The 4,271-nt window shown below is 72.5% G+C and carries 4 protein-coding genes; all 4 read right to left on the bottom strand.

What is annotated here, in order from left to right; genetic code table 11:
• A partial coding sequence (locus tag ROTAS13_RS20235; protein WP_253187721.1) for a Crp/Fnr family transcriptional regulator occupies window positions 1-636 on the bottom strand: 636 nt, incomplete at its 3' end.
• Window positions 637-908: 272 nt separating this feature from the next.
• Window positions 909-1,490, bottom strand: coding sequence for a hypothetical protein (locus ROTAS13_RS20230; RefSeq protein ID WP_026033134.1), 582 nt, complete (start codon window positions 1,488-1,490; stop codon window positions 909-911).
• A 66-nt stretch (window positions 1,491-1,556) separates the two neighbouring features.
• Window positions 1,557-2,957, bottom strand: coding sequence for a hypothetical protein (locus tag ROTAS13_RS20225; RefSeq protein ID WP_075823233.1), 1,401 nt, complete (start codon window positions 2,955-2,957; stop codon window positions 1,557-1,559).
• Between the two features lie 3 nt (window positions 2,958-2,960).
• The coding region (locus ROTAS13_RS20220) for a TfuA-like protein (RefSeq protein WP_075823232.1) at window positions 2,961-4,271 on the bottom strand (1,311 nt) is incomplete at its 5' end.

Genomic DNA, 4,271 nt, shown 5'->3' with positions numbered 1-4,271 from the left:
GCCGCTGCGGCTCGCATCGATCAGCCCGGCCTTTTCCATGTCCGACAACTGCCGCGACACGGCCTCGCGCCGGGCGCCGATGCGGGCGGCCAGCACATGGTGCGGCGGCGGTGGGCTGACCACGCGCTCGGCCGTCTGGCCCGGCTTGCCGCGCCCGCGCGACAGGCGCAGGAGTTCGGCATAGAGCCGCTGCCGCACCGGCAGGGCCGCCAGCTCGAACAGCCTTTCGCTGCGCGAGCGCACGAGGTCGGCGAGATAGCGCATCATGCGTAGCGACACGGCGGGCGAGGCCAGCACCAGTTCCATGAAGGCCGGCCCCGGCAGGACGCAGAAGCGCGAGCGGTGCAGGGCGGTGACATTGGCGGAACGCGGCTGCCCGGTGATGGCCGCCAGCTCGCCGAAGGCCTCGCCGGGCGACAGGTCGCCCAGGATCATCTCGTAGCCCTCCCCGGTGCGCGCCACGACCCGCGCGGCGCCTTCGAGAAGGAAGTACACGTCGTCCGACAATTCGCCGAAATCGATCAGGACCGTGCCGGGCTCGCAGGAACGGCAGCGCGCGTGTCGTGCGGCCTTTTCCAGCGCGGCCGGGTCGGCGCCTTGCAGGAGGGCCAGGCGCCCCAGACTCTCGGTTTCCACTCCATGGCTCCACATGCCCCAGGCTTCCTTCTCCGGAATATCGGAACGGTGCCGGGACCAGTGCAGCGGTTATCCGGAGCCACGGCATTCCGCCAGGGGCAATCGCCCGGGCGGAATGCCGTGGCCGGAGCCGTGGCGGCTTCCTCGGCGGCTTCCTCGAATAGGCTCCGGGTGGCTGCGGCCCGGCTCCGCCTGCTTCGCTGGCCTCCCTGTTCCGGTTTCCCTGCTTCCTCCAGCCTTTCCGGGGGCGAGGCCCGGACGGCGCCCCGCGCTCATCGTCCGCCCAGATTGGCGCGGCCGAAGACCTCGGCCCGGCCCGTCACCTCCGCCCGGCCGGTGACCTCGGCCCGGCCCATCAGCGTGTCGGCGCGGCCGCCATGCAGCAGGGATTCGATGCTGCCGGTGCTGATATCGATGCGCAGCCCCATGTCGCCGCGGTCGAAGAGCCAGACCCGCAGCCCCTCCATGAAATGCCCGGAGTCCCGGATGAAGCCGGTCGTCGCGACACTGCCATGTTCCGGGACGGCGGTGCCTTCGCCTTCCACCAGGAAGACGGCGGGCGCGGGCAGCGGCACGTACTGCCCATCGTAGCTGTAGCCGAAGATCCGGGCCAGCTTCGGCGGCGGCTCGGCACCCGGTGCCAGCCGCGCCATCAGCGGGTCCCGGAACCCGCCGGCCCGGTCATAGGGCGTGCGGGACGCGTCGGTGATGGCGAGGCCCGGGAACGGCACGCCGAAGAGGCGGATCGCGGCCGGGGCGAGGAGGGTTTCGCCGAGCCGCGCCGCAGGGGTGGGCTTCGCTTCGGACTCTCCGGCCTCTGCGCCGGGCTGTGTCGCTTCAGGGTTGTCCGACATGCTTCATCTCCATTCGCGAGACGCTTCGCGGCATTATATCCATTCGGGAACGATACGTGAGTGTTTTCAACCGGCCGATGCGCGCGATCCGTGCGGCATCATCCGGCGTGTGGCGATGATGTCGCCGTGGCAGCCGCAGGGCCTTGCCCAGGACCGGTGCGGAAGGGACGCCCCCGGCCCGGCCCAGGCAGCGCGGGACATGGGCGGCAGGGGAGCGGAGAGGGCCATTCCGGCGGAGGCCCCCGCCAGGAAGGGGCGGGGATCGATGTCCCGCTCGTCGAAGATATCGAGCAGCGCGCCCATCGCGATGCGCGGGGTGGCGCCCGGCTCCGCCAGCGCCTCGATCAGCAGGGCCGCGACCTGGCCGAAGCTCAGCGTTTCCGGGTCCAGCCGCAGGATGGTCTGCGCCATGGCCAGCCCGACCCGGTCGCGCGCCCTGTGCAGGCAATGGCGGAAGACGCCCTCGAAACGCGCCAGCGCCTCGGCCGAGGCATGGCGCAGCGGCGCCATCGCGGCCGTGACCGCCGCTGGCGTCCAGCTCCGCGTGTCACGGTCCGGCGGGATGATGCCTTCCGCCACCAGCCCTTCCTGGAACAGCTCCACCAGGATGTCCCAGACCGCGCCGGTCAGCGGCGCCGCCAGCACGTGCGCGTTGCGGCCGAGGTTCAGCGGGTCGCGCCAGGTGCCGTCCTCCAGCAGGCGCAGCCCTTGCAGGTCGCGGAGCCGGACGGTGTTGTCCACCACCCGCACCTGCTCGACATCCGAAAGCTCGCCCAGCCGGCTGACCAGGTTCAGCTCGTAGAGATTGCCCGAGGTCTGGGCGAGCAGCCGCATCACCACCGAGGGGAAGTGGAGCACGGAAAGGGTCGAGATCAGGTCGGCGAAGGCTTCGTGAAAGGCCAGGAAGGTGCCGCCCACCGCGCCGGATTTCGGCACCCCCATCGTGGAGAAGAGGATGGCGTGGCCGACCTCGTGCGCCACGACGTCGAAGCTGAGGCAGAGCGGCAGCGCCTGGCCGAAGCGGGTCCAGCGCAGTCCGGCCTCCAGGAAGCCGAAGCCGGACTGGGCATTGGCCCAGTACACGACCGGTTGCAGCTCCAGCCGCGGCAGCACGTCCGCATGCCACCACCGGACCGGCTGGCCCAGATAGTCCTCCCAGATCTCCAGCACGAGCTGGGTCACGCCGTAGAGATGCGCCGACAGGAATTCCGGCGTGCCGAAGGGGATGTGGTCGAAGTTCCCGGCCCCGTCCGGCTGGGCGGGCGGCAGCAGCGCGCCCCGGTAGGGCGGCAGCCAGGCCGGCGGGTCATAGGGCTCGCGCTTGTCCACCGCATGGGCGACATACATCCGGGAATCCGACGGGCCGGGCCCGATGCTGCCGGGGGCGGCGGCCAGTTCCACCAGCTCGGGCTCGGCATAGCCCTGCGCCCATTGCGGAAAGAGCCGGAACAGCGTGCCGCCGGCCATGCCTCAGCCCCCGCCCCGGGGCGGGGCGCCGTCGGGGGCGGCGGTCCCGTCGGTGGCCGCCGCATCCTCCGTGGCCATGGCGGCGCGGTATTCCCGCCAGATGGCGGCCCGGAAGCCGTCCGCATCGGGGAAGCAATGGGCCCGAGCCTCGGCCTCCTCCTCACCCAGTGGCGGGGGCGGCAGGCCTGCCCGGGTCTCGAACCACCAGCGCAGCGCCGCATCCAGCACGGCCTCGCCGGGCAGGTCCCGGTCCTCTCCCTCCCGGTCCTCCGGCCGCCCGGCCAGCCGCGCCTTCAGCCCGGCATAGCGGCCGGACAGGCGCAGGGCATCGAGCATGGCGTCCCGGGAGGCCGGGGCAGGGGGGCGCCGCAGCCGCTCCCAGATCGCCGCCTCGCGCGCCAGCAGCCGGTGCAGCCCGGCCTCGTCGAGGTCATGCGCCGCCAGCCAGGCCTCCAGCGCCGAGCGCCGCCACAGACCGTGGCGATGCCGGAAATCCTCCAGCGCGGCGGCATCGGGCGCACCGGGCACGGACAGGCCCGGATGGCCCTCCGCCGTCAGGCGCAGTTCCCGCCATGCGACCGGATCGGAGACCGCCAGTTCCCGCAGCAATGCGCCTCCCCCCTGTTTCTCCCCTTGTTCCTCCCCCTGTGGCGGCACTGCCGCCTGCGTGGCGAGGAAGCTCTCCCAGGCCAGGCTACGGGTGAAACGAAAGCCCGGCGCCCTCCGATCGGGGGAGGCGCGGACGATTCGCGCCAATAATTCCTCGGCATCGCGGCGTTTCTGGGCGACCGGGTGGCGCCGCAGCCATTCCAGCGCCTCCGGACCGGGGCACGGCAGGGACGCGGCTTCCGCGAGGAGGCGGGCATGGCTCCTTTCGGGGAAGGGCAGGCGCTTGAGCGCATGGGCCAGGGCCTCGCAGCCTTCCGGCCCGATCGCCCCGGCGCTCCATGCGGCCGCGAGGGTGGCGCGCAGGTCCACCATGGCGTCGGAGGCGGCGATCCACCCGGCCTCGGCGGGTGCGTGCAGGATGGCGACCTCGTCGTCATCCTCGAAGGGACCGGCAAAGGGCGGAAAGCGCCCGTCGCGATAGGCGCGGTAGACGGCACCGACCCCCTCCATCCCGAAGGCGCCGCATTCGGCGGCGCGCAGGGCGCCCATGCTGGCGGCGCCCAGCACGGGGATGCCCTCGGAAAGCGCCCAGAGGATCTCTCGATGCCAGACCGCCGGAGCCTCCCGGAACAGCCCGTCCACCAGCCCGATCGCACGGGGGCGCAGGGAGCGCGCCGCGCGGTAAAGGTCGCCCTGCCGCGCCGG

Source organism: Roseomonas sp. TAS13, assembly GCF_001950415.1.
Classification (GTDB): Bacteria; Pseudomonadota; Alphaproteobacteria; order Acetobacterales; family Acetobacteraceae; genus Roseomonas; species Roseomonas mucosa.
This window is presented reverse-complemented; position numbering and strand designations above follow the sequence as displayed.

What these genes read in the sequence shown, in the direction of transcription:
- ROTAS13_RS20230 (WP_026033134.1), bottom strand. Translation starts at nt 1,490, where the DNA reads ATGTCGGACAACCCTGAAGCGACACAGCCCGGCGCAGAGGCCGGAGAG.
- ROTAS13_RS20225 (WP_075823233.1), bottom strand. Translation starts at nt 2,957, where the DNA reads ATGGCCGGCGGCACGCTGTTCCGGCTCTTTCCGCAATGGGCGCAGGGC.